The sequence below is a fragment of the Streptococcus sp. SK140 genome, from assembly GCF_000259525.1.
Lineage (GTDB): Bacteria > Bacillota > Bacilli > Lactobacillales > Streptococcaceae > Streptococcus.
Genome location: NZ_AJML01000025.1, coordinates 1 through 26196, shown reverse-complemented (window position 1 = coordinate 26196; position 26196 = coordinate 1). Strand labels below are relative to the sequence as shown.

Sequence of the window (26196 nt, the reverse complement as noted above, 5' to 3'; positions counted from 1 at the left end):
GGTACTTTCTTAATTGAACTTTATAGCGTTCTTCTCACTACTCTGCTATTATCGAACAAGCCTGAACTACAGTAGGAAGTATTATCACACTCAATCTCACAGAACTAATCTTAATGTTAAGGAATATCCTTTTCATTGCTCAAAAAAACAGTAAAACCGACTTGGTCCTACTATCTTATTTTTAAAATGTCTGGCGCTTAGCTTTTCGCTCTGCACGTCCACGAGCACGACCTTCTGCTCGCTTGGTTTTACGGCGTTTTTCATCGACAGCCCACTGGATTTTTTTCTTATATCCTGGTTTGACTTTTTTCTTTTTCTTTTTAACCAAACCAATCATTTCGATGTCCAGTTTTTCCTGTTTCTTCTCACGATTGGCACGACGATCGCGGTCATAGGTATCTTGGAATTCTCCGTCTTTAACCATCTTAGGCACAAACTTGATCCCTAGTTTCTCTAACTCACGAATATCTGAGTCCTCACTAGGCTGGTAAAGAGTAATGGCTGTACCAGGTAGACCATTACGTCCAGTTCGTCCAACACGGTGAACAAAGAAGGACAAGTCTTGTGGAATAGCATCATTGATAACATGGCTGACACCCTCAATATCAATCCCACGCGCAGCCAAGTCAGTCGCTACGATATACTCAAAATCAAGATTTTTCACCTGATTCATGATCCGTTTACGTTCACGAGGCGCAATATCTCCATGAATCTTCGCTACCTTTAGACCTTGCGCAGTCAGGTAAGCATGCAATTCATCTGCACGAGTTTTTGTATTGACAAAAATCATTGCTAAGTATGGCTGCATGACTTGAGTCAATTCATAAATCTGGGCATTCTTATCACGACCTTTAGTAGAAATCAACCAGTTATCAATGGTATCTGAGATAACTGTTTTGGTCTTGATTTTTTCCATGACGGGATTTGACAAGTATTTTTTCAAGAATGGTTGCAATTTTTGTGGGATAGTCGCTGAAAAGACCATGAACTGCAAGTCTTTCGGAAGACTTCCTGCAATCTTATCAACCGTCTCCAAGAATCCCATATCTAGAGTCATATCAGCTTCATCGACTACAAAGGTCTTAGCCTTGTGAATAGCCAAATCACCCGATTTTACCAAATCATAGATACGACCTGGTGTTCCAATGACGATATGGGGCTGGTTGCTTGCTAATTTGTCAATCTGACGGGCCTTGTCTGTTCCACCAACGTAGTTCACAACACGAATCTCAACATCTGAATGTGATGCGATCTGACGAGCCGCTTGATAAATCTGTGTTGCTAACTCACGACTTGGAGCTGTAATAACCGCCTGCACACTGTCACTCTCTTCGTCCAATTGTTGGAAAATTGGAAGCAAGAAGGTGTGAGTTTTCCCTGAACCTGTTTTTGATTCACCAACCAAGTCACGACCTGCCAAGACAATAGGAATCAACTTTTCCTGCACCTCGGTAGGAGTCGTAAACTTCAACTCCTCCAAAGCTTCTTCTATATATTTTTTAAATTTAAATTTCGTAAATGACATAATATCCTCGATTCTATCTATCTACTCATTATACCACATTTTGCTGCATTTCAGTTAAACTTTCATTTTAGATAAACTCACTGAAATTTTAAAATGTACCCGAATAAAGACAAGAAAAATACTCTCTGTCCATCCTAAACAAAGAGTATTAGATTTTTACGTAAGCTTCCACTCTTTTTTTAGCCAGTCACAAAAATGTTGATAGCGTTGGTCGAGAGCTTCATGATGCCCATAAGCATCAAAGGTGGAATATGTTGAGGGAACTGCTTCTGAAATTAAATTATGTAGATCCCTTGCAAAAACAGGAGCCTTAGATAGACGATTGGAATGATTGGCACCTTCTGTCTGACCATTTTGTAGATAAATCAGGCTTTGGCTCTGTATCAAGTCATGTTCCCTGCAAAAGTCTATAAAGTCTGGATACCAGAAGGAACCACAGATAGAGAAAATACAGGTCATAGGTAGATGATTGCTATAGAGACTATAAACAGCAGCAAGACCGCCCAGTGAATAGCCACCATAAGCAATCCTACTTTCATCAATCAAGTAGGATTTTTTTAGAGTTGTTAGAATCCCTTGAAAGACCTTTTGATTGTAGGCATCTACCTTTCCACCAAAATCTGGAGCCCCTTCTTTCAAAGAACTAGCTTTCCAAGGTGTAAAGTCATCCAGACGGTTTTCTGGAACCAAACCCACTAAAATCACAGATTGGGACAGGTCTGATAAATAATCCAGTTCCCCATCGTTTAAGAGCACAACTGGATAGGCTTGTTTAGAGTCATAGTTTGAAGGAAGACTGACTCTAACACGAATCCCTTCCCAGTTAAACTCCTTATTTCTTGATAAAGTCATTGATTTTTTCAAGTGAATCAATCACTGCAGGACCGTAGTCCATCAACTCATCGTAAGAGATGGTCATGATTTTTTGATTCTTGATTGCTGGTACATTTTCCAAAACAGCATTTGCCTTCATCAAATCCACTGCTTTTTCATCCAACTTTTGATTGCGGTCGCTGGTTACATAGATAATCAACTCTGGATCCATTGATACTAGATTTTCCAAGGTCAAGCCAGATGTTCCTGTTGCGACATTTGTGTAACCAAGTTGGTTGAGCAAACTTTCTTGAAGTGCTGACTTGTAGGCACCAAAGGTTTCATCGTTATAAGCAACCATAATCAAAGCTTTTTTCTTTTCACCCTGTGTTTCTGGATTAGCTTTTTTAACCGCATCGATTTTAGCTTGCAATTGCTCTGCGTATTGGTTTGCCTTATCTTGAACATTGAAAATGGTACCAAGATTCTTCACATCTTCAACGATATTTCCCAAATCCTGTTGGATATTTGATAGTGAGGCTTTTTGCGTATAAACAGGGATTTTATTTTCATTCCAAGCGCTGATAGTTCCCATTGACTTTTCAGAGAACATCATATTACGTCCCATCAAGGCATCAGGTTCATAAGAAAGAACTGTTTCTTGTGAGACTGATTTTTTATCACCAATATGAGGGATGGCTTCAATGGCTTCCTTGTATTTACCAGTTACGGCATTATCAGGATTGAGCATACCAGCAATTTTATCCTTCAAACCAAGTTCAAGTAGGATTTCAGTTGTTGATAGGTTGTTGGTGATGACCTTTTCAGGAGCCTTTTCAAAGACTTGTTCGACTTCATTTCCTTTGGCATCATAAGTTTTGATGGTTACAGGATAGTTGGTTTCTGTAGTGGATTTTTGACTTGTCTCTGCGCTTGATTGTGTGCTAGCTTTTTCTGTTGCACTATTTCCACAAGCTGCTAAAGTTAAGGTAGCTACTGTTAGGAGCAAAATACTGAGTGATTTTTTCATGTTTTGTTTTCCTTTTCATTTTTTATAAATAGTGAATCATGGCTTGTTGGTCTTCCGTCCAAGTAACCCTACTTTGGACACCATAGACAGCCTGCAAAGACTCTGGTGTGATGGTCTCTTTTGGAGTCCCTTGGTAAACAATCTCTCCTTCTTTCATTAGATAGAGATAGTCTGAATAGCGACAAGCTAGCTGAATATCGTGTAATACTGCTAGTACATTGATATTGAGATGTTTGACAATGGTCAACAAGTCTAGCTGGTACTTGATATCTAAATGATTGGTCGGTTCGTCTAAGAGCAAGAGTGTCGGCTCTTGGGCCAAGGCGCGTGCCAATAAAACCCGTTGTTTCTCTCCTCCTGATAGAGAAGAGTAGAGACGACTTCTCTTTTCGAGCAGATCTACCTTGACCAAAGCATCCTCAACCAAGGCAAAGTCTTTTTCTTTTTCCTTTTGTAAGAAAGAGAGATGGGGCGTTCTACCCAGCATGACGATTTCTTCAACCCTACAATCAAATTGTAACTGATTAAACTGCGTGACGACTGCCATCTGCTTTGCCGTTTCCTTGACGCTCATTTGTTCCAAGGGTTTTCCATTTAGAGAAATCAAGCCTTGATCAGGCTTTTCCTGTCGATAGAGGAGTTTCAGCAAGCTAGTTTTCCCACTTCCATTGGGTCCCAAAATGGTATGAAATTGCTTGCCCTCCAGTTTGAGCGACACTCCTTTGAGAATTTTTTTCTCTCCGATTCCAAAGTGAATATCCTGGCACATTAAATCCATATCAGACCTTCACCTCCCCTCGTCTATTTCCAACCATGTAGATAAAGAAAGGGGCACCTACTAGAGCTGTAAAAATTCCAATCGGCAGCTCAGCATTTTGAATCAAGACACGAGCAAGGACATCTGCCCAAACAACAAAAAGTGCGCCGAGCAAAGTAGCTATCGGAAAAAGTCTTCTGTAATTTGTCCCCACCAAGCTTCGTGCCAAATGAGGTGTGATGAGACCAACAAAACCAATAATCCCACAGGTCGATACCAAGATTGCTGTCATTATAGCCACAATCGTCACATAAAGATACCAGTAAAAACGTAGGGGAATCCCTAAGGTCAAAGCCGCCTCATCACCCATCATCATGGCATTAAAAACACGATATTGGGTAGAGAAAAATAAAAAAGCAATTCCCACGATTATAGTTGGCAAGGTTAAGTGAGTCCAGGAAGTTCCCGCTAAAGAACCCATGGTCCAAAACTTGATGGTCATGACACTATCAGCATTAGCGCCAATTGAGATAATAAAGTTTGAAAAAGCCAAAAATAGTGCATTCACAACTGTCCCTGATAAAATCAGGCTTGAAGTTGTCATCCTGCCTTGCATGGAAGCAATCAGAAGGACTGCAACTGTTGCCACAAGCGCTCCAAGGAAAGAGCCAAGACCAATCATGACCTTAAAACCAAGAATAATACTCAAAGTTGCACCAAAGGTTGCCCCAGCAGAAATTCCTAAAACATAAGGTTCTGCGATTGGATTATTGACCGTTGACTGCATGACGCTACCACACATGGAAAGGCCTGCACCAACTATCAAACCAAGAAAAACCCGTGGTAATCTCATATTCCAAACAATAGCAAGTGTAGACTTCGAAAGGTCTCCTATGTCCAGAGGGGCCCCCATCTTACTTAAAATAATTCTATAAGTATCACTCAAGCTAATCTGAACAGACCCCATAGAAACAGCTAGAAACAGAGAGACACCCAAAGCTCCGAGCAACAGAGCTAGGAGAAAAACATATCGCAGGTTTTGATGGCTTCCAGAAGATTTGGAAATCATGAAACCCTCCCTTAATAAAATTAAAAATTTAGACAATTTTCATAAATAGTATACCACATTTCCAAATCTGGAACAAGGCTAGAAAGATACAGACTAAAAAGACTGTTGAAACTAGAGAGCTGATTGAGCTCAGGCTAAAATCCTAATGAAACTAAAAAATCTCCCCGAAGGGAGACCTTTCTGGTTTATTTTACCTTACAGTGCTAGGAATCCTAACCGAAGAACATACTTGAGTATATTGAGGTAAGGTAACGAAAATAAAAAAGCTCTCTGAAATTAGAGAGCTCTATTCTTGCTGGATAAAACGTTTATAGACTAGGCGGCAAGCCGAAGATTGTACAAAAATTTTAGTGAAACAAAAAAATCTCCCCGAATAGTGTGTTGTCACCCAGCAGTCCAACACCAAACCCACTCTAATCTCTTAAACCCAGCGATTCCAAGTCGCTGGGTTTTTCGTTTAAAATTGCTTGACTCTTCCCACATGGAGAGTTATGATGGACACACTAATAAAGCAAAGGAGATTTAGATGGAAAAATTTACCAATAAAAATATTCAACATAACCAGTTTGAAATAAGCAAGCCGTTACTTCAAGACCGCATTCGGCACATTCATAATTTCGAAAACGAAGACGCCACCCGAGACCAAGAAATTGCAACGGTCGCCAGCGTGATTGACAGAATTGCTACGCTTGAGCGACAAAATTCAGACAACCAAGATTTTCATGATGTTTCGGTGTGGGCGCTCAAGGAGATGCTTTGGGTGAGTTATGAGCTGGGCAAACTTTCGCAAGAAGCCCCAGTTCCTACCGAGCTTCAAATTGGCAATAAAACCAAGCTAAAGGCTTTCGAAAATTTTGACTATTACTGGGGCGATATAATTCAGCCAAATTTTGAGGTTTTCTACCACCTTAACCCCAGCCAGACACTCTGCTACCGCGTGCAGTGTGAAAATCCAGCCCTCGTGCAAGACTCATGCAAGAATTATACCACCAGATGGATGACGCTCCAGACGAGGAATTTTCTCGCCTAATGAGCCAGCTTCGGCAAGAAGAATTAACCGTTTTAAGCCGAGAAATTTTAACGGAAGAATAAAACAAGGAGGAATATGGAAAAATTCAAGCAAAACCACGAAACTAGCCAACAATTTGAAGTCGAACCAAGGCTCCCAAAAATCGAAACGGTTCACCTGACAAATTTTGGAGAATTGCACGATTACACGGTGGGGGATGCGTTCTCCAATCCTATTTTTGAAGTGAAAATCCCCATCACGGACGAAGATTTTTGGGTTTATACTTGTCGTTTTCTTAATCCAGAGCGTGCCGAAGAATATTATGCCAATTGTTGCAGGACGGAAGATTTGGAAGAATTGGAAGTTTGGAATTACAGATTACAAGAAGAAAAGGTCGATGTTTTGAATATCAAGCTTGAATGTAACAATTAAATTTTTCAAAGCAAAACAAACGCCCCAGTCGCAAAACTGGGGCAATTTTGTCGTAAATTTCAGCTAACAAACCGCCTCATCGATATAGGTCACTGGCGTTGCCCAAATATAAAGCAAGGTTTCGCACATCTCACCTTTACTTTGGCAATCGAGCAACTTTTCAATTTTCGCAAGAAACTTTTCTTTGTTTTCGTTAATGGCGAAAACTGTTATTTTGCGTTCGAAAACATCTTCTTCAATATAATCAAAGGCAAAACCTTTTTCAAAAACTCGCAGTTTCGTTAAAAATGCAGGCAAAGATATCGGGTCGCTAAGATAAAATCCTAACTGGTCTGGTTGCCACTCAATTGGCATTTCTGGCACAACGCCCCAATATGTTTGCTGGCGGATTTCGCTGTCTAATTTTTGTAGATACATTTCCGTTTCTAAATCGATATACATATCACTCCTATCTGTTAAATTTCTTTTACCTGTCCATCATAACTCTCTTTGCCAATGAAGTCCAGCCTATTTTTGAGTTTAATTTACATCGATATTTTGGCTAAAATGCAGGTTTTTTGCTGGTATTTTTGTTAGAGTGTGGAGTTGTGAAAAGCTCAACTGCTGGAGATTTTCGAAAGGAAATCCATCGCAATAGAAGCAAAAAAAGGAAATAAAAAGCTTCGAATATTTTCTTGAAGAATCCTCCGTCCTCCTCTATATAGACAAACATTGTGTAAAGACACAATAAGTCGTGTGCCAAAGTGGGGCTGAAACGGCGGTGTTGTTGCAAAGTTAAGCAACCCGAACCGAAAGACGAAGCGAACGCAAGAAACAATCGATTTGCCTCAAATATTTTGTCTTTCTCCACTGTTCACAAGCATTCATCCAACCAAAAAGCCCGAGTTTCCTCGAGCTAAAATTTATTCCTGCTAAGTAGCAAATTAACGGCTAATGCTGTATTTTTTCTCCCTCCTCATAAATGCGTCTTCTCCACCTTCCAAAATATCACATACATGTTCTCTGATGTTGTATTTTTGAAGTATGAATTCAGATTTAGAATTATTATTACGATTCTCTAAAGCACCATTTACATAATCAAACTTCTTACCATTTTGATTTGGAGAATTATCAGATTGCTGATTAGCTACAATAATATTTTCCGCATCACCAGATACAACTATATTGGGATTGTGAGTAACTATGATTATTTGTCGGTTCTTTTTAGTTTTTTTGATGTATTTTGTCAATTCACTATATATTGCCCTGTTATCCAAACTATCTTCAGGCTGGTCAATTAATACAGGAATTTTACTATCTGAGAATTCCAATATCAGTTTTAATACAATGAATGCTTTTTTACCAGGAGACATTTGCTCGAATTTATCACCTTGATATTCAATCTCAAAACTATATTCGTAAAAATTAGTAGTGAAGAAATGCTCAATATGACTGAACTTGTCCCTATTTCCATTAAATGCAAGACTATCCTCGTCAAATATTGAATCGACAACTTCATCAAAAGCAACTGTCATTTTTTCTATAAAGTCTTGTTTTGATCGACCTCGAGCACTCACATAATCAAATTCAGTCTCTAAATCAATTAAAGAGAAGTTGACTGAAATCTTTAAGTTGTCTCCACTATCATCTTCAATCTTGAAATTATTCAACAATTCAGTTCTAATATTGGAGTATTCCTTATATTTCGAAATAATTTCTTCTTGAATTTCTTCTTTTAACTTATTGAAGTCATCCCTTTGTTTCTCAAACGCCTCAATTTTAGCTAAAATATCAACTTCATTCTTGATTAAAGAATTTAACCTCGCTATCTCTGAATTATTTTTCATTGCCTCAACACATTTCTTGTGTATGTCATCATTTTCTATGTCAGCAATTTTATTTTCACTAGCTTTGATTAGACTTTCTTTTTCTAACTTGATTACCCTAATTTCATGTTCCTGCTGTTCTCTGACGGAATCATGCAACCGAGCTGTTATTTGACCAATTTTAATCATAAGTTCTGGTGAAGGAGAGATTGAATTACTAAAACTTCTAAATTCAAACGTAATAGGAGGAATACTTGATACATATCGCAAGTCAGACTCGTGAATCTCTTTTTGTTTTTTCAATAACTGCAATTCTTGATTTTGGCTTTCAAATAATTCTCTTTCTTCCTCAGTTATCGCACCTTCGTTTAATAATTCTTTTTTCTTTGATTCGTATGTGTTTATTCGATTTTGAGTGGCTTGTTTTTCTGCTTCTGGCTTAATTAGTTCATTGATATTTTTTTGATTCTCTTTATAAGTATCGAGTAAGTTTCTGATTTCAAGATGTAAAGTAGTGCAATTTTGCTCATATTTCTTTAATTCGGAGTCCATTGCTTTGGATTGAATAATATTTCCTACCAAATCTTTAAGTTTCTTATTATTTCTGGCCAAAGTAAACATGTACTCTTGAGGAATATACTCTATTTTTCTGTAATTATTTTCTTGCTGGTCTTTCCAAATAATATGAAAGTCGTCCATATTCTCAAAAAAATATGAATCATCATTTAGCTTTTGCTCCAGCTTTTTAGCTATAGAGTTTAAGAGAGTTGATTTACCAGTCGAGCGTCCACCGATAATTGTATTCAGATTTTCAGATAGATAAATATCTTGCCCACTATATACAAGCTTATCAATGACAAGCTCATCCTTTTCGAGAGTTGGCTTTTCTTTGTCGACACTGATGCGATATTTTGGTTCATACTTTATTTGCTTCAAACCATCGAAGGTTAAGTCCGCCTTCACCCAAGAATATTTACTTCCTATTTGCTCCAAAGAATGAGCATCTGAGGATTGAAGTAGTGGTTTTATATACCGTGATTTATCAAGCCAAAATTTCCTATCTATCAAAATATTATTGTGTTTACATTTTCTATCTTTACAGGTTGCTGGATTATCGCAACTTGAATGTATCAAAAAGTCCGAGTTAACACAGATATTTTCATATACTGCACCATTTTTAGGGTCAGAATCGCTGGTAGCACTACCGTGACCTCTTGAAAGAAACCCTGTCAAAAAACGTCCATTTAGCTCTTTGTCATTATTTAATACTTTCAATAATTGACTTAAATCAATATTTGCAACATTTTCAATTTCGCTACTTGTTAAAGTATTAAAAGATTTATTAGTGCTACCAATATTAGCCTTTAGTTGACCTAATAGATTTTTAATAATAATATCAGGCAATTTATTGTCAAAAATTATATGATAATCAAAAAGCTGGTCAGATTTATTTATATATGAAAGCCTAATTTCCAGATTTAAAAAAGTTGCAATGCCTTCTTTATTCAGCCTATCCTTTAATCTAAAATCATCATCACTAAAGTTGAAATAATTAGTTAAACCAATAGCTGAGATACCTTCATCCTTTATTTTTTTGATGAATTTATCTATATCAACATTTCCCTTACCATCAGATAATCCGAAATTATTATTTAGTACTGTGTAGGGAGAATGAATATGTAAATCCCATTTTCTAAATTCCGACCCTCTTTCTTGCTCTTTTTGAATCATTGAATACAAACCTTTCTACATCAAATTATCTTATGCAAAACCCTATAATTACTCGAATTTCCTACAGACTATGCTAAAATTTCAGACACTATCTTTTCACGCCAGCCATTTTCTATTCTGTGAAGTTCCATATCTGAAAAATCATCTAAATTATCAAAAATTCTCTGCTCATTAATCTTCTTATCCAAAATATTTATAATTTCTGGAATCGTTAAAGCGAATATATTTAACCCTTTTACACTACCTTTTGTTAATGTTCCATTCAACTGAATAAATGATGTAGCTCTAAAAATATTAACTACATTATCATCTACTTCATTAGCTACAAATATTGTTTGCAACGGTTTATTAGTAGATAATGCTAAATTTACAGAATGACGTATAACTGGCTCTAACTCACCACGTTTTTGAGTTGATTTATCCATTAATGTCGCTTCAAGTAAAAGCATTTTATCGCTATATTCAATCTCAATATCCCCTTTATTACCTCCAGCATGTGATAGTGGTAGGTTATCAGCAGAAAATGTTAACTGCATGGATTTTCTAAGTTGAAACCTCTTACCTGATATATAATACCATGCAATAGCCAATATATATTCGAAAATAGTAGGAACTAAAGCATTATCCGTAACAAGCTCTTGAACTTTCTTATCATTTCTTTGAGAAATGAAACTCAAAATTTCAGATACTTTAGTGATATCAAATTCCTGTTCAACAAATTCCCTAAATTCTCTTTCCTGTTTGTCTGCTACAAATTGTTTGATATTTGCAATATCAGGAATGCCAAACTCTTCTGCAATCTGATTTTGTATTTCTAAGACTTGCCTATTAGATAACTCTAAAATATCTGATAGGCAAATATCTTGATAAAAAGAACTCTTTATATTATTTTCATATTCTTCATAACTTTCTTCACCAGATATATTAAAATTATCATTTAGTAGAGAAAAAAGTTTAGGGAAAATCCAAGGCTGACCAAGCGATACAACTCCTTGATTAAAGCTGATTACTCCAGATAAAGAAAATATTCTTTTACACATATCACTGTATTCTTTAATCAAATCATTATGCTTAGACCATGCAAACGTATAATATATATCCAAATATTGACCTGATAGCAATGAATTATCACTGTTTTTAGTTATAAACTCTTGAATAGAATCTTTATTTTTATATTTGAAAATAGCCTTACCGTCTCCAAAAGCTTTCTTAATAGCATCTTGTTTAGAAAGACTCATCATTTCTTCTAATGACTGTTCTGTCTTTTCTTCTATAAATTTTATAATTGAAAGAACAAAACTTTTATATTCTAAACTTTTATTACTATTCTTTTCTTTCGATTTGGAAAAAGTTTTTTGAAGTTTTCATCCGAAAAATCTTCAATATCAAACATTTTGTGGGCTTCAGACACTCTTTCAGGGATCAATATATGATTAGCAAATTCTTCATCTCTATACTGTTCAAAAGTTTTATTGTTATCATAAACAGATTGGTAATTATTGATAATAGCTTTGATTTTTTCTTCTGAAAAGTTTGGCTTAATGCTTTCTACTATCCATAGAAAATCTTTAACAGGAACTTTACTATATCTATTCAAAAAAGCAAGAGCAAAACGGAAATTATAGAAGTATTTATCAGAGTTGCTATCATATATACGAAGCTTCAATAATTGCCTAAAATAAACAAGATTATCAATTGTTAAACCAAAAAGTTCTTCTAATTTATCAAAAGCTTGCTCTGTTTCAGAAATATAATTCAACCCAACTTGAGATAATTTTCTGTCATAGTTAATAAAACCAATTTTAACAAGAGCATTTGTTAGAGTTCTCCCTCTTTTGTCTAAGCCAGTTATTTCATTTCTATTCAAATTCCCAAAAAGGTTAATTCCATCCTCTGTTTCAACTTTTGCAAAATCACTTAAAACTGATGAATAAAAACTTGCTTGGCTTTCATTGTTCCATTTCTGATTTGACTGATTATGCTTTTGAAGAGTTTTTAAAATCTGTTTGTAGATAGGGACAACTTCTTTAACACGAATACTCGTATCACCCATATTAAAAATGCTTGTTGACTCTTTTAGCCTCATATATCACCTTTCGAATTATAGTTTGTAATCAAGACTTCAACAGTATTACTCATTTTTGCCTTAGACTGATAATTACTATTATTGTAATGGTAATCCAATACGTGTAAATTATACTTTGAAGCCCATTTCACCAATTCTTTATTTTCTTTATTATTATGAATGACAACATTAGAAAGAGCAAAATAGGCTCCCTTATCATTCACGCTATCTAAATACTTGAACAAATCCAAATCATCCTTTAATGTCCACGCACCATTTTCATTGTAAGCGGCAGTAGTAATGCGATAAGGAGGGTCTGCATATACAAAATCTCCTTTATTTACTTGATTTATAGTTTTACGAAAATCGCAAGATTGGATAATAAAATTGTAATTTTGTAAAACTTGAATGAACGTAATTAGTTTAGATTTCATATTAGCGTTAAAATCACGCTTACCTACAGGAAGATTATACTCTCCTTTGTTATTAAATCTGATTTGATTGTTAAAACCAAATACAATTAATAGATAAAATAACACTTCCTTATCAAATTTATTATAATTTTTCTTATTGTAATCTTGACGAAGTTTTAGAAAAGCCTCTTTATTATACGAACCCAGTCCTGCAGAGCTGTTTACACCGTAGTAATCGTAGCTATATTTCTGTGTATTCGAAAGTTTATAGAATTCTATAGCTTTCTCTACTTTATTCAAAAATACCGTTACATCTTTTTGATTTTCTAAATATCTATAAAAATCGATTACTTCCTTGCTTATATCATTGACGATATACTTTTTCTTATTTGATTTATTAATATTAGAGAGATTAACTGCAACTGTTGCTCCACCAGAAAATAAGTCAATAAAATTATCATAGCTTTCAGGGAAAAGAGGTAACAACTGAGGAAGCAACTTATACTTTCCTCCAGTATAGTTAAGAGCACTTTTTATTAACTTTTCTTCTTTTCTATTATCAGGGAAGATGGTGCATAAATAAAGTAGTTCTTTATGATTTTCAATGTTAGACTTACCTGTTGTGAAAGGTGCGAAATTAGTTTCAAATACCTGAACCTTGCCTCTTTTCGATAAAATCTCAATTATTTCTTCATTTGAAATTTTAGCATTTGAGCGTGAATTACCCTTTTTATTCATATTATTATAGCTAACCAATATATATTTAGCGTCAATGTTTAGAATCAAATCTTCAAAAGCCTGAGGGGCTTTACTTTTTGTATAGTCAGAACCTTTTTCTGAACGATTAACTGCCTTCTTTGCTACACCTTCTACCTCTGGTTTTTTCCATTCAGCAATATTTTCTAAAACATGGTAGGCATTTTCATAACCACGTGAGTTATATGGCGTGTCAATATAAACAAGGTCTGCATAAATTTCTTTAACTAATTTATTAGCATCTTCATTATAGATTTTATTGCAATCATTTTTATTGTACTCAGGAACTCTTAAATATATTTTCTTATTTGAGTCCATTTTTTTTCTATAAGCATCATAATGACCTACAGTATTAGCTACTTTATCTATAGCATAGAGTAGACTAGTAAGTAACATGAAATACTCTCTCTGATTGCCTGATTTATATTTTTCAATTTCTTCGCGAATTGAGTCAATCTTTCCAGCATTTTCTTCAGAAAAATATGCACCACCAAAATTCTTAGAAACATACCCCTTTTTAGGGGATAAATTATTTAACTCGTCAATTATCTGAGAAACTTTATCAATATCTACATCCTCATTCGAAAACCAAGTTTGAAAGGAAACGAAGTTGCTATAGAGTATGTCATTTACTATAACTTTTTTATTCTGTTTTCTGAATAGGTCTGCAACAACACCTGTTCCACCAAATATATCCGCTACACTGTCGATATTTCCGATATTTTCTGATACTGTCTTTAATATGAAATCGAGCATCTTTTGTTTACTTCCAAGATAGCGTCGATTTCCAATTTTCAATGTCTCTTTATTTGAAACATAATATTTTGCAGGAATTTCTTCTGAAATTACTCTTACAATCTCTTTTTCATTTTCTTCTTCCCATTCATAAGCAGAACGATTATTCTTTCGAGGTTGAGAAATTATTCCCTTTTGCATCCAATTATTCAATGTCTGTCTTGTTATACCGTATTTATCAGCAATTTCTTGTGTTTTCAACATTTAGGCATCCATCTCCTTTTACAGTAACGAGTATATCATATTTGAATGAATTATCCAAGCAATATTCATGCGTAAAATAAAGAAAAGACCCATAATAGGTCTTGAGATTAAACGGAACGCTTATTTCGTTCACGCTCTAAACGCCTTAGTATATTTTGTTTATGCAAAATATACTGTTCTTCAGTCAAAGATAAAACTTCCATCACAGCAGTGTCTAAATCTGCTCCGTTTCTGGAACTTCTAAAATCAATACCTTGATTTTGACACTCCATCGTATGAAGAATAAAATCATCAAAAGCTTTTATTGCTTGACTATTCTTCCCCCTTAAAGCTTCTTGCTTTTTCTCGTTAAAACCCGTTAATGCTTGAATTTTCTCGGCATCGTCGGTATAAGTTAATAATCTACGAGCAAGATTTTCCTTTGAGTAAGGATTAGCTGCAGTATCATTCCAAATGATTTGTTTGTAGCGTTTTGAATACATCTGAGTTACCTCTAAAAATAGATTTCTACCGCTTGCTCGGTAGATTGTTTCATTTTCTACCGAACGCAAGGGATTAACTATTCTCAGAAGTTCTCTGGAAAGTTGCGAAAATATTAAATTTTATGGTTTTATTATACACTAATATTTATGTTTTGTCAATATCTGGAATATAATCCAGCCATTTGTCTCTTTTAGGACGAACATTTAAAGAGTAACCCGTTCGTTCTGAAATCCACTGGTTGATATCAACACTGTCCGCATTGCTACCAGGTATCGTGTTAATACGATTGCGTTTAGAATCACGATATTTGGCTTGCGAAAACATATTAAACGAAGTTACCCAATCGTCTTTATCTTCACCAATCACACTAACATCAACTTTAAAACTTTTGCACGGTGCAGTCAAACGATAAGAGGTTTGAAAAACAGGACATTTGCGGATTTGTTCCACTTCTAATTTTACTTCGTAGTAGCGTTGAAGTGGTATATCGTGAACGGAATGAATCAGTTTGTAGGGGTAGACGCTGTCGTAACTTGTATCGAGTCTCGAGTGAACTTCCAACTCTTCTCCGTTAATTGTAACCTTCAAATGATGATTTTCAGCCTCCTCTTTTGTTTCGAAAGAGAAAGAATAGGTCAATTTTCCGTCTTCCATCAGCCTTGGATTAACAAACTTCGATTCAAAAACAGTTTCACCTTTGATAAGAAAATCTTTTGTTGCCTTGCGTGGAATGATGCGGATTTTGCGTCTAAAAGAGTCAAAACATCTGCCACGACAAATAGAATCAAACATCTCACTTGAGACCTCTGGCAAAGAAGCAATTTCCTGAAGTTCTGGTTGGTGTTTCTTATCTAAATTCGAGATATAAGTGGCAATAAATACCAAAGAAATCGCTAAAAATCGGTCATATTCCTTATTTTTATAGAGTTCCTCCAACTGGTTGACATCAATTTCCCAGCGATTCTCAATGTTAGGGTTTTCAATGAATTCAATAATCTTGTAAGTTGGAGAAGTAAAAAGCTCTAATATTTTACGACAAGCGACTGATTTCGAAAAGTAGTCATCGCTTGCAATACTTGAAAACTGCCCTTCTACAATTGAAATTCGCTCTATATAATCATCTTTTTGTAGAAATTGCAGGAGGGATAAATGGATTTTTTCCGTTCCCTTACAAATTTTACTGCAGTAAGGTTTATCCAATACTTTCTCGCCATCTTCCCCATTGTATTTTTTATCCAACTCATCATTTGAATCATAAGACAAGATACGCAATATCATTGTTACGACACTTTCTTGGTTTTTCTTAAATTCAAAATCAGAATTTATTTTCTCAAGAAGTGAACTATTGATAATTTGGCAAAAAGTTCCTAATCGAATAAACTCCATAGCTTTTTCCTCCTCCAACTTGTGACCACAACTTTAGGCTCTTTTTTCACAACGACAGGTTAATCAGTCGGTGATATACTTAAACCATCAGTTAGCTAACAACATTATATCACACCAGAGCTCGGGCGTGGTAGAGAAAGGAGGACTCACTTATAGGCGAATAACTGCTACACACTTCATCAAAGAATAAAGGAGAAAAACTATGCTTCCACAAGAAACCAAACAAACCGACATCATGCCACAACTTGCCCATCCGTTTCAGCTGGAGGTCGCAAAAACTCTGTCCAAAGAAATGGCTGTTCTTCAGAAGAATCAGCTTCTGACGGCGGACATCCTCAATAAGCTTGGTGACCTTTCGAAACTCGAGGCGGACATTCTTGCCAGAACTCCCCACGCCAAAGAGCGAACGGATTTCATCATCAAGATGTTCACACTCGTGGCTTCTGAACAAATTAAGTGAGGTCTAGCTATGAACGAACTCCTTATCCCTCTTATCGTTACGGTAGCTCTGGGCTTTGTGGCTGGTGTGATTGCCTGCGTGGTGTATCTTGCTTTACAAGCTGAGGGCGAACCTCAAACCAAGCCAACAACTCTGCCTCCAGTTTATACCGAGGAAGAAATTGAACTAGCTCAATTTCTCGAAAAAAGGCAAGCCGTCAATGAGGCATTCCTATCAGCTCAGGCGGAACTATTCAAAGAATTTCGAAAGTGAAGTAATTTTTACATCACCGAACAAAACAGCAATATGATAGCACCTTAACAGATACAGCACCATTCTCATCGCTCCTAATCCATAAACTGCTTATGCTCCCTTTTGCTAGCGGTTTCTGGTATGCTCGGAGCGTCACAAACAGAAAGGATTTTAAAATGACACAACCAACTCAACCAAAGAAATTCAAAACCATCCTTGCTGATGTTCCCTATATGAAGAACCAAACGGGTAGCTACGGAGCCTGCAAGCATTACAACCTGATGAGCCACGAGGAAATCCGCAATATGCCCATCAAGGACATCGCTGCAGACAACGCCCATCTCTGGTTTTGGACTTCCAACTCTTATATGGAAGAATCTTACGATATTATTCGGGCGTGGGGATTTGAGCCAAAAAGTATTTTCACTTGGGTCAAGCCAACGCTCGGCCTGGGAACTTACCTACGAAATTCCACCGAGCATGTCATTTTCGCTACTCGTGGAAAAGCTCCTATCAAGTTTAAAGGTCAAATGAATTGGGGATTCTTCCCCAAACAAGACCATAGCCATAAGCCCGAGGAACTCTTTGCTATCATCGAACGCTGCTCTGAACCAGATTATTTGGAGCTCTTTGCAAGGCGACCCGTGTCTTCCAATAAAAAATGGGCTATATGGGGTAATGAAGTTGAGAGCGACATTATTATCTCTCACTATCCCGTTCCTCAATATTCTAAAAATCCCATTGACTACAGAAAGGCAGATGATGAAGTGTGCAAAAAATAGTTGGCTACACCTTGCTTTTCGTTCTGCTGGCTTATTTGGTCAATCGGGCGGTTCACTGCCTAATCGAAATTGCCCTACCTTTGAGTCTGCTGGTTCTGTTCATTGGTGGCGGAATGCTTGCCTTTCGCTACTGGAAAAACAAAAGAGATTGGAGGTGAACCGATGAAACGCCCAACAAATTTTGAAGCGTTCGAGATGGATTACACTCGCCCCGTGGAATTTCAAGATATACTGGATTTGATGGTGCGCTTGTCTGGCTACACCAGACGCCAACCCTTTGCTTTAGAGATTCGTTTAATGAAAAATAAGGTGCGATATCTGCTTCTCAGCGACCCACTGGACATGCCATATTTACACAAAATGTTGCAGGTTTCAAATGATATTCAGTTTTCTAAAATATCATCTAACTTGCGAAAACCAGCCGAAGAATCTTGGCGTGTAGCTATCAAGCGCAATCATTTTAGCCTCAAAACAGACGGCGTTGAAAATTTCACTCGTTCCTTTTTAGCACTGTGCCATCACCTCAAACCATTGGAGGAAATCTGCGTGCAGGTTGTGGTGGGCAAGTCGCGTCCGCCACAACCGCTGGCTCGGGATTTGTCGCACCTTAACGCTACTTGGTGGCAGTGGATTTCTGGGAATATCCCAAAGCTTTCCAAAGACGCCGATAAGCTGATTCGGGAAAAACTCCGCCACGCCCAGTTTCAAGCAGATGTACGGATTGGCGTGCGAAGTGATAGCCATTTTCGCAAAAATGAGCTATACCATACCGTTTTAGGAGCCTTTCGAATGTTAGAATCCAGCGGTGTCGAATTTTTTCTCACCCCGATTTCAAGCGAGAAAGTGAATAAGCTTCAAATTCCGTGGGCTTTTCCGCTCACCCTTTCTTCGCAGGAGGTTGCCAGTTTTTGGCTTGCCCCGATTGGCGAAGGCGAGCTGGCTGGGATTACCAATATTCACCCCAGAATTCTCCACCTGCCTTTGGGCTATAAAGTGCCAGATGTGCCTGTTCGAAAGTTTGGTGAAAGTATCAAAAACGAACCGCTACAGATTTTACCTCGAGACGCCACTCAACATTTATTGGTTTTAGGTGGAACGGGTGTCGGGAAATCTACCCTACTCGCCCAGTTCATTTTAACAGATATTCAGGTAGGTAGAAGTACGCTGTTAATTGACCCAAAAGGCGATTTGGTACGAGAAGTGTTGGCTCATTTTCCAAAAGAACGGCGAGCGGATTTGGTTATCATCGACCCCAGCTCCAGCAACAAAATTATCGGTCTCAACCCCTTTGACCTGACTCGCTACACCTCGCCTGAGCTGGTGGCGGATATGTTGCTCAATCTTTTTCAAGAACTTTTCAGCGACAACTGGGGTATTCGCACGGTTGATGTACTCAGCCACGCCTTAACCGTGATGGCACAAGTTGAAAATTCTAATTTATCCCAATTACCTCAGTTTTTAACCAATCCTGTCTTTCGAAATCAACTATTAAGTCAGATTTCCGACCCTTTTATCTTGGATTTCTGGCAGGGCTACAACCAGCTAAGCGATGCCAACCGTGAGGTGTTAATCTCGCCAGTGTTAAACAAAATCCGTCAGCTTTTGCTTCGAAAAGAACTGCGAGCCATGCTTGCCTCTACTTCGAAAAAATTTAACCTGATGGAGCTTTTCACCAGTAAAAAAGTAGTCTTGGTTAACCTCAACAGAGGGCAGATTGGGGCGACAAACGCTAAATTTATAGGGTCACTTATCACCAACTACATCTACCAGCTAACCCTCCACCAAGCCCGTCTCGCCCCCGAAAATCGCCCTTTCCTGCCCATTTACATTGATGAGCTGGGACAATTCCTTAAGCTCCCTGTGGATTTGGAGGATGCCCTCGCGGTGTCTCGTTCGATGAAAGTGGGCTACATTCTTGCCAGCCAGCACCTGACGCAACTGCCACCAACTCTCCGTACCAGCATTTTGAGTAATTGTCGCAGTAAAATCATTTTCACGCTGGAACACCACGAAGCTAAGGAACTTGCCAGCCAAGCTCCAGAACTCACTTTCGAAGATTTTATGACCCTCGCCCCTTTTCATTTTTATGCCCAAATGCCGATTTTTTACAACTACTTCAAGTGGGTTTCAGGGCGAAGTCTGCCTCTTTCGAAAAATGCTCAGCCAATTGATGAACTTTATGCCGAAAGTTTGGAACGCTACGGCGACGATTTAGTCAATTTCGAAAATATCCCACTTCAAAACAAGAAAGATGAAACGCCGCCCGAAAACTTAGGACGGAAGAAGCGAGGAGGACAAAATGGAGAAAATTGAACTAACGGAAAAAGAACGAGAGATTTTAACCCTACTCGCCCAGTGCCGTTATGCGACCACCAAGCAGATTGTTGCCCTCTATTTTCAGGATAGCCAGCATTCGCGAACTGCTTTCCGAAGAGCTAACTTGCTTTTAAACCAGATCAAAAATCGCCAACTCATCAATCACCTCGAACGGCGAATCGGTGGCGTGCGAGCAGGTTCAGGTAGTTTCGTTTGGTATATAACGATAAAAGGGTTGAAAGCATTACACCGTCCACAACGCTTTAAAAATAAGTATGAACCCACCGCCCACCACTTGGAACACACGCTGGCGGTGACACAAGCGTATGTTTTTCTGAAATTGTTGGAAGAAGCTGGCAAAATCCAGCTGGAATGGTTCGATTTTGAACCCACCTGCCACCGCACCTACGCTACCTTTTCGGGCAAGAAGATTTTTCTCAAACCTGATGCTTTTGCCCAGCTGGTTTTGGGCGAATACGAGGACAGTTATTTTTGCGAAATCGATATGGCGACCGAAAGCCTAAATCGAGTGGCTAACCAGTGTAAAAAATACATCGCCTACTACCAAACAGGCATTGAACAGCGAGAATTGCATGGTGTCTTCCCTTTGGTTTTGTGGGTTGTGCCAGATGAGAAGCGAAAAGAGGCGATTTCGAGAAAGTTAGAAAATGAGTTGAATAATTTTCAGCCAATGTTTCAAGTGTTGACATTGGAGGAATTTAGTGAATGGATTGGAGGACGAACAGATGATTAGCAAAAAAGAACGAATTACCAAAATTGGGCGAGTAACATTTAGGATTAGCCGAAAGTTTGGCGGTTCGAAAAGTTTGAAAGAGCTGCTGGAAAAGCTGATTTTGCAGGAAAAATAGCCCCCAAACACTGGACTTCTTCGCCCTTTCGAGGTATCCTGTCCATGGGTTAGAGTGCATTGAAAGGAGACACGATGACAAACAGCACATTAACAAGGCAGATTCCAGATTGGACGGAGGTGAAGTTTGAGGACTTAACCGACATTAGCGTTTTGTATTGCAGGCTTAGCCAAGATGACGGTAATCTCGGAGATAGCAACTCAATTATTAACCAAAAAATGGTTTTGAAAAATACCGCCGAAGCAGAACACCTGCCGAACCCTATTTACTTCATTGATGATGGAATTAGTGGAGTGACTCTCAACCGTCCAGCCATCCAAAAGGCTCTGGAGCTAGTTGAATCTGGTAAAGTTCGCAATTTTGTCGCCAAGGATTTATCTCGGATTGCTCGAAACTATCTGTTTTCTGGACAGTTGTTAGAGATGACTTTTCCTGAAAACAATGTTCGGTGTATTGCGGTAAATGATAGCTACGACAGCCTAAAGCAAAGCGATAATGACGCCAACCTACTCCCTCTTCGCAACCTGTTTAATGAATGGTTTGCGAGAGATACTTCTAAGAAGATTCGTGCCGTGCAAAAAGCCAAGGCACAGGCTGGAGAACGATTAACCACTGTGGCAATATACGGTTATCGAAAAAATCCCGATAATCCAAAAGAGTGGCTGATTGACCCAGTTGGTGCAGAAATTGTAAAGCGAATTTTCGAAGAGGTTAAATTGGGTAAATCTTTAAAACAAATTGCTCGAGGTTTAGAACACGACAAGGTTGAGACGCCATCTTATCGCAGATTAAGTGTAGGAGATAAAACTAATGTCATTAGCTATAGTCGCTATGCGTGGCAAGTTGCAACTATTGAAAAAATCCTACAACGTCCCGAATATCTGGGGCACACCGTAAATCACCGCACTTCCAAGATTTCTTTTAAAGATAAAAGGAAAATTTACAATCCCAAAGAAAACTGGCTTATCTTTGAAAACACCCACGAAGCGATTATCGACCAAGTAACCTTCGATATTGTGCAAAAAATGCGACAACACAAACGCATTTTATCCAAGCCACGCTTTGAAAAAGGGCACGAAAATCTCTTTGCAGGATTGATATTTTGCGGCACTTGTGGTTCGAAGCATTACTTCTGTGCTCACGATAAAAATGGACGAAATTTAGACCATTACAAGTGTTCGAAATATGCCAAAACCTTCGACCGCTGTGAAAATCCCCATTATATTCGAAAAGTTGAACTGGAAGCTTTAGTTCTTCGAGAGTTAAATGACTTGATTGAGGAGATTCAAATAGATGAAACAGGATTTTTTAACTCACTTCAAAAGAGATTCGAAATAGAATCCAGCCGAAAAACTGCCCAACAACGAAAAGTCGTTTTGGAAAAGGAAAAACGCTGTGAAGAAATTGACCAGCTCATCCAAAAACTCTATGAAGACAATGTTTTGGGCAAAGTATCTGATGAACGCTTTATGAAAATGACGCAAAATTATGAAGCAGAACAAAACGAACTAAATCAAGTTTTAAGTAACTTGAAATCCGAATTGAGCAAAAATGAAGCCGATAGCCAGAATATTGAGCAATTTATTAAGCGGATTCGGAAATTCACGCATATCGAGAAACTGACGACCGAGATTTTGAATGTTCTGATTGATAAAATTGTGATTCATAAACCAGAAGGCACGAAACGTAACCGAATTATTAAAATTGATATTCATTACAACTTTATTGGAAATGTAAACAAAGAAAATGAGTAGCTGATAACTACTCATTTATAAATATAAAATCCGACTGCTGGGTGATAATACACCTAAGGGAGAAGATCTGGTTTATTTTACCTTACAGTGCTAGGAACCGTAACCGAAGATTATACTTGAGTATATCGAGGTAAGGTGACAAAAATAAAAAAAGACTACTCAATCGAGTAGCCTTATTTCAAGATGTGCTCAATTGAACACGGCCTAAGCACTTGGCAAAAAAGATAAAATCTCCTAGAAACTGAAGTTTCTTCGTCAATTTTCCTATTTTTGCTTTGTGCTTTTGACGGCCTTTGTATCTTGAATTAGCGACGAAGTCCAAGAGAGTTGATTAACTCACGGTAACGGTTAACGTCGTTTTTACGCAAGTATGCAAGCAAGTTACGACGGCGACCGATTTTCTTCATCAATCCACGGTAAGTAGCGTGGTCTTTTTTGTGTTGTTTGATGTGTTCGTTAAGGTGGTTGATTTCCCAAGTAAGGACAGCAACTTGAACCTCTACTGAACCTGTATCACCTTCGTGACGTGCATATTGTGCGATGATTTCATTTTTTTTCTCTTTTGAGATTGCCATGATGTTTCTCCTTTTTATTTGGCTTCATCCGAGTGACAGGTTGGCATGCCTGTAACCAAGAAGAAGTTATTTGTCTTTACGACAATTTCTATTCTACCAATAACTAACTTCTTTGTCAACTGATTTACTATTCTTACTGCAAATATGCTATAATATTCATAGGAAGGATATCTAAGTTGATAGTTTTATAACGAGGTGATTACCATGCGTAAATTGTTCAAATATCTCCCCTACTATCTGGTCGTATTTTTCTTTTATTGTCCACTTTATGGATTATTTATACTACTATTACAGAATCCAAAACTAACGGAGCTCTATCTTTTAAATATATTCATCATTTCGCCTGTTGTAGTTTTTATAGTCTCTCTTCTTTATAGCTACCGTTTTGGTTTTTCACTACATTGGCTTTTAGGTAGTTGCTTGCTCTATGGATTTACTATCATTCCTTTCAGAGAATTTATCATTGTTTATTTCCTAGCCTATGAAATTCTTATTCTACTAGGTACAGTTATTGGTGCCACTATCAGGTATCTGGTTCAAAAACTGAAAAACAAAAAACTTTCACAAAATCCTTGAAAAATCTCGCAATCATGCTATAATAATGCATAGAGACAAGTCACTTAGAATCTTTCTTTTAGAGAGTGCGTGGTTGCTGAGAACGCATAGGAAGCCTAAACTGATACTACTCTACTGACTTTTATGCAAACATAAAACGGTGGCCACGTTAGAGCCAATCAGAGGTGTCAACAGTTTTTGTTGTACATAAATGAAGGTGGAACCACGTTGCGACGTCCTTTTTAGGATGTCGCTTTTTGTTTTTCTTGATTTAAAACTGCAAATAGGGAAACACTTCTACTTTAGAAATAATGGATAACCAATATAAGGAGAAAATCATGATTCAAATTACTTTCCCAGATGGCGCTGTTCGTGAATTCGAATCTGGCGTTACAACTTTTGAAATTGCTCAATCTATCAGCAATTCCCTAGCTAAAAAAGCTCTTGCTGGTAAATTTAACGGCAAACTCATTGACACAACTCGTGCTATCACTGAAGACGGAAGCATCGAAATCGTGACACCTGATCACGAAGATGCCCTTCCAATCTTGCGTCACTCAGCAGCTCACTTGTTCGCTCAAGCAGCTCGTCGCCTTTTCCCAGATATTCACTTGGGTGTCGGTCCAGCTATCGAAGATGGTTTCTACTACGATACAGATAACCAAGCTGGTCAAATCTCTAACGAAGATCTTCCTCGTATCGAAGAAGAAATGAAGAAAATCGTTAAAGAAAACTTCCCATCAATCCGTGAGGAAGTGACCAAGGATGAAGCGCGTGAAATTTTCAAAAACGATCCATACAAATTGGAATTGATTGAAGAACACTCAGAAGACGAAGGTGGTTTGACCATTTACCGTCAAGGTGAATATGTAGACCTTTGCCGTGGCCCACACGTTCCATCAACAGGTCGCATCCAAATCTTCCACCTTCTCAACGTAGCTGGTGCTTACTGGCGTGGAAATAGCGACAACGCTATGATGCAACGTATCTACGGTACAGCTTGGTTTGACAAGAAAGACTTGAAGAACTACCTTCAAATGCGTGAAGAAGCTAAAGAACGTGACCACCGTAAACTTGGTAAAGAATTGGATCTCTTTATGATTTCTCAAGAAGTTGGTCAAGGACTTCCATTCTGGTTGCCAAATGGAGCGACTATCCGTCGTGAATTGGAACGCTACATCGTCGACAAGGAAATCGCCGCTGGTTACCAACACGTTTACACTCCACCAATTGCCTCAGTAGAACTTTACAAGACTTCTGGTCACTGGGATCACTACCGTGAAGATATGTTCCCAACTATGGATATGGGTGATGGTGAAGAATTCGTTCTTCGTCCAATGAACTGTCCTCACCATATTGAGGTCTTTAAACACCACGTTCACTCATACCGTGAATTGCCAATCCGTATTGCTGAAATCGGTATGATGCACCGTTATGAAAAATCTGGTGCTCTTACAGGGCTTCAACGTGTACGTGAAATGTCACTTAATGATGGTCATACTTTCGTAACACCTGAACAAATTAAAGATGAATTCCAACGTACACTTCAATTGATTATCGACGTTTACGAAGATTTCAACTTGACTGACTATCGTTTCCGTTTATCATATCGTGACCCTCAAGATACTCACAAGTACTTTGATAACGATGAGATGTGGGAAAATGCTCAACGTATGTTGAAATCAGCTATGGATGACATGGGACTTGACTACTTTGAAGCTGAAGGTGAAGCAGCCTTCTACGGACCAAAATTGGATATCCAAGTTAAGACTGCCCTTGGTAAAGAAGAAACTCTTTCTACTATCCAGCTTGACTTCTTGCTTCCAGAACGCTTCGACCTTAAATACATCGGAGCTGATGGTGAAGAACACCGTCCAGTTATGATTCACCGTGGTGTTATCTCAACTATGGAACGCTTCACAGCTATCTTGATTGAAAACTACAAGGGTGCCTTCCCAACATGGCTTGCCCCACACCAAGTAACTCTTATCCCAGTTTCTAACGAAAAACACGTGGACTACGCTTGGGAAGTAGCTAAGAAACTACGTGACCGTAGTGTTCGTGCCGATGTGGATGAACGCAATGAAAAAATGCAATTCAAGATCCGTGCTTCTCAAACTCAAAAAATTCCTTACCAATTGATCGTTGGTGACAAGGAAATGGAAGAGAAGGCTGTAAACGTTCGCCGTTATGGTCAAAAAGAAACTGAAACTATGCCGGTAGATGCATTTGTAGAATTGATTCTTGCAGATATTGCCAACAAATCACGAGTTGAAAAATAAACGATAAAATCTGGGATAACAATCCCATCTACATAAAAAAGCAACAACTATTTTGAACTGCATCCCAAAAGTTAGACAGAAAAAATCTAACTTTTGGGG

Annotated in this window: 24 protein-coding genes; 11 read left to right on the top strand and 13 right to left on the bottom strand. The window is 37.9% G+C overall.

Features of this window, described 5'->3' with window-relative positions:
* Positions 1–181: 181 nt before the first annotated feature.
* The 5 genes from HMPREF1116_RS07140 to HMPREF1116_RS07120 form a co-directional block, all read right to left on the bottom strand.
* A complete protein-coding gene (locus tag HMPREF1116_RS07140) occupies positions 182–1525 on the bottom strand; it encodes a DEAD/DEAH box helicase (RefSeq protein WP_000010994.1) in 1344 nt (447 codons plus the stop codon).
* A gap of 156 nt (positions 1526–1681) precedes the next feature.
* Positions 1682–2377, bottom strand: coding sequence for an alpha/beta hydrolase-fold protein (locus HMPREF1116_RS07135; protein ID WP_000176108.1), 696 nt, complete (start codon positions 2375–2377; stop codon positions 1682–1684).
* Entirely contained in the window at positions 2358–3368 is a 1011-nt protein-coding gene (locus HMPREF1116_RS07130; protein WP_000749360.1) for an ABC transporter substrate-binding protein, read from the bottom strand. Before HMPREF1116_RS07130 ends, HMPREF1116_RS07135 begins: the two co-directional genes overlap by 20 nt.
* A gap of 22 nt (positions 3369–3390) precedes the next feature.
* Complete coding sequence (locus HMPREF1116_RS07125) at positions 3391–4146, bottom strand: ABC transporter ATP-binding protein (protein WP_000365190.1); 756 nt, start codon at positions 4144–4146, stop codon at positions 3391–3393.
* Position 4147: 1 nt separating this feature from the next.
* Positions 4148–5194, bottom strand: a complete 1047-nt coding sequence (locus HMPREF1116_RS07120; protein ID WP_000624116.1) for a FecCD family ABC transporter permease — start codon at positions 5192–5194, stop codon at positions 4148–4150.
* Positions 5195–5720: 526 nt separating this feature from the next.
* Here HMPREF1116_RS07120 and HMPREF1116_RS07115 point away from each other — a divergent pair.
* Positions 5721–6224 carry a DUF6900 domain-containing protein gene (locus HMPREF1116_RS07115; RefSeq protein ID WP_000410613.1) on the top strand — a complete coding sequence of 168 codons (504 nt, stop codon included), beginning with the start codon at positions 5721–5723 and terminating at the stop codon, positions 6222–6224.
* 75 nt (positions 6225–6299) lie between these two features.
* Positions 6300–6635, top strand: coding sequence for a hypothetical protein (locus HMPREF1116_RS07110; RefSeq protein WP_000410469.1), 336 nt, complete (start codon positions 6300–6302; stop codon positions 6633–6635).
* A 63-nt stretch (positions 6636–6698) separates the two neighbouring features.
* Here HMPREF1116_RS07110 and HMPREF1116_RS07105 read toward each other — a convergent pair whose 3' ends face one another.
* From HMPREF1116_RS07105 to HMPREF1116_RS07080, 7 genes are all read right to left on the bottom strand, one after another.
* The gene (locus HMPREF1116_RS07105) at positions 6699–7076 is read right to left on the bottom strand and encodes a hypothetical protein (protein ID WP_000275054.1); all 378 of its coding nucleotides are present in this window, start codon (positions 7074–7076) and stop codon (positions 6699–6701) included.
* A 482-nt stretch (positions 7077–7558) separates the two neighbouring features.
* Positions 7559–10171 carry a TrlF family AAA-like ATPase gene (locus HMPREF1116_RS07100; RefSeq protein ID WP_000614969.1) on the bottom strand — a complete coding sequence of 871 codons (2613 nt, stop codon included), beginning with the start codon at positions 10169–10171 and terminating at the stop codon, positions 7559–7561.
* A gap of 68 nt (positions 10172–10239) precedes the next feature.
* A complete protein-coding gene (locus HMPREF1116_RS12360; protein WP_231161337.1) occupies positions 10240–11454 on the bottom strand; it encodes an AlwI family type II restriction endonuclease in 1215 nt (404 codons plus the stop codon).
* Positions 11455–11480: 26 nt separating this feature from the next.
* Positions 11481–12257, bottom strand: coding sequence for a hypothetical protein (locus HMPREF1116_RS12355; RefSeq protein WP_007555287.1), 777 nt, complete (start codon positions 12255–12257; stop codon positions 11481–11483).
* Entirely contained in the window at positions 12254–14404 is a 2151-nt protein-coding gene (locus tag HMPREF1116_RS07090) for a Dam family site-specific DNA-(adenine-N6)-methyltransferase (protein WP_000921213.1), read from the bottom strand. The genes HMPREF1116_RS12355 and HMPREF1116_RS07090 overlap by 4 nt, the downstream gene beginning before the upstream one ends.
* Positions 14405–14511: 107 nt before the next feature.
* The gene (locus HMPREF1116_RS07085) at positions 14512–14955 is read right to left on the bottom strand and encodes a hypothetical protein (protein WP_231161335.1); all 444 of its coding nucleotides are present in this window, start codon (positions 14953–14955) and stop codon (positions 14512–14514) included.
* A gap of 76 nt (positions 14956–15031) precedes the next feature.
* Positions 15032–16273 (bottom strand): hypothetical protein, encoded by a 1242-nt coding sequence (locus HMPREF1116_RS07080; RefSeq protein WP_000394417.1) that lies wholly within the window; start codon positions 16271–16273, stop codon positions 15032–15034.
* A 202-nt stretch (positions 16274–16475) separates the two neighbouring features.
* Here HMPREF1116_RS07080 and HMPREF1116_RS07075 point away from each other — a divergent pair, with 202 nt between their 5' ends.
* From HMPREF1116_RS07075 to HMPREF1116_RS07050, 7 genes are all read left to right on the top strand, one after another.
* Positions 16476–16733, top strand: coding sequence for a hypothetical protein (locus HMPREF1116_RS07075; RefSeq protein WP_000937459.1), 258 nt, complete (start codon positions 16476–16478; stop codon positions 16731–16733).
* 9 nt (positions 16734–16742) lie between these two features.
* Positions 16743–16985: a hypothetical protein gene (locus tag HMPREF1116_RS07070; RefSeq protein ID WP_001004208.1), complete on the top strand. Its 243-nt coding sequence runs from the start codon at positions 16743–16745 to the stop codon at positions 16983–16985.
* Positions 16986–17140: 155 nt separating this feature from the next.
* Complete coding sequence (locus HMPREF1116_RS07065; protein WP_000193479.1) at positions 17141–17746, top strand: MT-A70 family methyltransferase; 606 nt, start codon at positions 17141–17143, stop codon at positions 17744–17746.
* A gap of 162 nt (positions 17747–17908) precedes the next feature.
* Positions 17909–20059, top strand: coding sequence for a type IV secretory system conjugative DNA transfer family protein (locus HMPREF1116_RS07060; RefSeq protein WP_000828560.1), 2151 nt, complete (start codon positions 17909–17911; stop codon positions 20057–20059).
* Positions 20046–20816, top strand: coding sequence for a replication-relaxation family protein (locus HMPREF1116_RS07055; protein ID WP_000411027.1), 771 nt, complete (start codon positions 20046–20048; stop codon positions 20814–20816). Before HMPREF1116_RS07060 ends, HMPREF1116_RS07055 begins: the two co-directional genes overlap by 14 nt.
* Positions 20809–20931, top strand: coding sequence for a hypothetical protein (locus HMPREF1116_RS12455; protein ID WP_000623951.1), 123 nt, complete (start codon positions 20809–20811; stop codon positions 20929–20931). Before HMPREF1116_RS07055 ends, HMPREF1116_RS12455 begins: the two co-directional genes overlap by 8 nt.
* A 74-nt stretch (positions 20932–21005) precedes the next feature.
* A complete protein-coding gene (locus tag HMPREF1116_RS07050; RefSeq protein ID WP_000185355.1) occupies positions 21006–22685 on the top strand; it encodes a recombinase family protein in 1680 nt (559 codons plus the stop codon).
* 305 nt (positions 22686–22990) lie between these two features.
* Here the strand turns inward: HMPREF1116_RS07050 and rpsO are convergent, their stop codons facing one another.
* Entirely contained in the window at positions 22991–23260 is a 270-nt protein-coding gene (rpsO, locus tag HMPREF1116_RS07045; protein ID WP_001018251.1) for a 30S ribosomal protein S15, read from the bottom strand.
* Between the two features lie 204 nt (positions 23261–23464).
* On the opposite strand from rpsO, the gene HMPREF1116_RS12350 reads away from it, so the two are divergent.
* Together HMPREF1116_RS12350 and thrS are read left to right on the top strand one after the other, a co-directional pair.
* Complete coding sequence (locus HMPREF1116_RS12350) at positions 23465–23836, top strand: hypothetical protein (protein ID WP_001228473.1); 372 nt, start codon at positions 23465–23467, stop codon at positions 23834–23836.
* A gap of 317 nt (positions 23837–24153) precedes the next feature.
* Positions 24154–26097 carry a threonine--tRNA ligase gene (gene thrS, locus HMPREF1116_RS07040; protein WP_000614812.1) on the top strand — a complete coding sequence of 648 codons (1944 nt, stop codon included), beginning with the start codon at positions 24154–24156 and terminating at the stop codon, positions 26095–26097.
* Positions 26098–26196: the final 99 nt, after the last annotated feature.

Excerpts from the sequence above, each read along its gene's own strand:
- HMPREF1116_RS07140 (WP_000010994.1), bottom strand. The coding sequence starts at position 1,525 with ATGTCATTTACGAAATTTAAATTTAAAAAATATATAGAAGAAGCTTTG.
- HMPREF1116_RS07135 (WP_000176108.1), bottom strand. The coding sequence starts at position 2,377 with ATGACTTTATCAAGAAATAAGGAGTTTAACTGGGAAGGGATTCGTGTT.
- HMPREF1116_RS07130 (WP_000749360.1), bottom strand. The coding sequence starts at position 3,368 with ATGAAAAAATCACTCAGTATTTTGCTCCTAACAGTAGCTACCTTAACT.
- HMPREF1116_RS07125 (WP_000365190.1), bottom strand. The coding sequence starts at position 4,146 with ATGGATTTAATGTGCCAGGATATTCACTTTGGAATCGGAGAGAAAAAA.
- HMPREF1116_RS07120 (WP_000624116.1), bottom strand. The coding sequence starts at position 5,194 with ATGATTTCCAAATCTTCTGGAAGCCATCAAAACCTGCGATATGTTTTT.
- HMPREF1116_RS07115 (WP_000410613.1), top strand. The coding sequence starts at position 5,721 with ATGGAAAAATTTACCAATAAAAATATTCAACATAACCAGTTTGAAATA.
- HMPREF1116_RS07110 (WP_000410469.1), top strand. The coding sequence starts at position 6,300 with ATGGAAAAATTCAAGCAAAACCACGAAACTAGCCAACAATTTGAAGTC.
- HMPREF1116_RS07105 (WP_000275054.1), bottom strand. The coding sequence starts at position 7,076 with ATGTATATCGATTTAGAAACGGAAATGTATCTACAAAAATTAGACAGC.
- HMPREF1116_RS07100 (WP_000614969.1), bottom strand. The coding sequence starts at position 10,171 with ATGATTCAAAAAGAGCAAGAAAGAGGGTCGGAATTTAGAAAATGGGAT.
- HMPREF1116_RS12355 (WP_007555287.1), bottom strand. The coding sequence starts at position 12,257 with ATGAGGCTAAAAGAGTCAACAAGCATTTTTAATATGGGTGATACGAGT.
- HMPREF1116_RS07090 (WP_000921213.1), bottom strand. The coding sequence starts at position 14,404 with ATGTTGAAAACACAAGAAATTGCTGATAAATACGGTATAACAAGACAG.
- HMPREF1116_RS07080 (WP_000394417.1), bottom strand. The coding sequence starts at position 16,273 with ATGGAGTTTATTCGATTAGGAACTTTTTGCCAAATTATCAATAGTTCA.
- HMPREF1116_RS07075 (WP_000937459.1), top strand. The coding sequence starts at position 16,476 with ATGCTTCCACAAGAAACCAAACAAACCGACATCATGCCACAACTTGCC.
- HMPREF1116_RS07070 (WP_001004208.1), top strand. The coding sequence starts at position 16,743 with ATGAACGAACTCCTTATCCCTCTTATCGTTACGGTAGCTCTGGGCTTT.
- HMPREF1116_RS07065 (WP_000193479.1), top strand. The coding sequence starts at position 17,141 with ATGACACAACCAACTCAACCAAAGAAATTCAAAACCATCCTTGCTGAT.
- HMPREF1116_RS07060 (WP_000828560.1), top strand. The coding sequence starts at position 17,909 with ATGAAACGCCCAACAAATTTTGAAGCGTTCGAGATGGATTACACTCGC.
- HMPREF1116_RS07055 (WP_000411027.1), top strand. The coding sequence starts at position 20,046 with ATGGAGAAAATTGAACTAACGGAAAAAGAACGAGAGATTTTAACCCTA.
- HMPREF1116_RS12455 (WP_000623951.1), top strand. The coding sequence starts at position 20,809 with ATGATTAGCAAAAAAGAACGAATTACCAAAATTGGGCGAGTAACATTT.
- HMPREF1116_RS07050 (WP_000185355.1), top strand. The coding sequence starts at position 21,006 with ATGACAAACAGCACATTAACAAGGCAGATTCCAGATTGGACGGAGGTG.
- rpsO (WP_001018251.1), bottom strand. The coding sequence starts at position 23,260 with ATGGCAATCTCAAAAGAGAAAAAAAATGAAATCATCGCACAATATGCA.
- HMPREF1116_RS12350 (WP_001228473.1), top strand. The coding sequence starts at position 23,465 with ATGCGTAAATTGTTCAAATATCTCCCCTACTATCTGGTCGTATTTTTC.
- thrS (WP_000614812.1), top strand. The coding sequence starts at position 24,154 with ATGATTCAAATTACTTTCCCAGATGGCGCTGTTCGTGAATTCGAATCT.